At 66.0% G+C, this 901-nt stretch carries 1 protein-coding gene, 1 tRNA gene and 1 pseudogene; all 3 read right to left on the bottom strand.

All coding sequences use genetic code 11. From position 1 onward, the window contains the following. Nucleotides 1-84: 84 nt before the first annotated feature. A tRNA-Met gene (locus K3F48_RS23835) sits at nucleotides 85-160 on the bottom strand. A 7-nt stretch (nucleotides 161-167) separates the two neighbouring features. Beyond that, complete coding sequence (locus K3F48_RS23830) at nucleotides 168-401, bottom strand: hypothetical protein (protein ID WP_222577918.1); 234 nt, start codon at nucleotides 399-401, stop codon at nucleotides 168-170. Between the two features lie 11 nt (nucleotides 402-412). Beyond that, nucleotides 413-901: pseudogene (locus K3F48_RS23825) on the bottom strand (capsid protein); the annotation flags it as partial.

Below are 901 nucleotides of genomic sequence, written 5' to 3'. Positions count from 1 at the left end.
CGGGCTCGCCTACTCACAACCCCGCCCGGCCTAGCGTCGGCGCATCGACCGGATTTGCCCATGGTTGCTTTCGCTTCGGCATGCTGGATGCGGGGGGCGGATTCGAACCGCCGACCTCTTGGTTATGAGCCAAGCGGGCTGACCGCTGCCCCACCCCGCAAAACTCGTCAGTCGCCGTCTTTCCATTCGATCCGATCGAACACGCCGGCCTTCTTCAGCGTCTCGAACTCGTCGCGCGTGAGATCGAGTTCCGATCCGATCGCATGACGGTCCCCGCGGAAGATCACATTGACGGGCAGCTCGAAGCCGCGCGTCTCCGCGCTCGCTTCGGCCTTGCCCTTGCTCGCCGGTGCGGGATTCTCGGCCGTGGCCTTCGCGCCTGCCGCTGTCGTCGTCTCCACGCACGCCTCCCTCAGCTGATCGCGTTCTGGATGAGCGCGCCGGCGGCCTTGGCGACGACCAGCTCGGTGATCGTCTCGCCGACGCGCACCACCTGTCCGCCCTTCAGGCCGATGTTCGCGTCCTCGATCGTGCCCGCGACGCGCGAGCCGAACACGGGCGAGAAGCCCCACGTAATGCCGCCCATGTCCGCGCGCTGGATCGACGTGTCGAGATAGGTGAGGCTGATCCCCTTGCCCCACACGCGTTGCAGGCTCGTGGGCTGGCCCTTCTTCGCCGCATTCACATAGCCGGCCCCAATCAACAGCCGAGACAGCTCGAAATAGGCGACGAACTCCTCGCGCGTGATCTTGCCGTCCGCCTGCGTCGAGCCCTTCACCGCCTGCACGATCTTGGGATGCTTGCGCAGCGCGTTCCACACCGTTTCCGACATGGTGGCCGTGTTGGGACGATAGATCAGCACGCTGGCGAGCGCGGCGTCGATGATGGCCTCGGGATCGCT

The sequence above is a fragment of the Methylosinus sp. Sm6 genome (assembly GCF_019802345.1).
Lineage (GTDB): Bacteria > Pseudomonadota > Alphaproteobacteria > Rhizobiales > Beijerinckiaceae > Methylosinus.
This window is presented reverse-complemented; position numbering and strand designations above follow the sequence as displayed.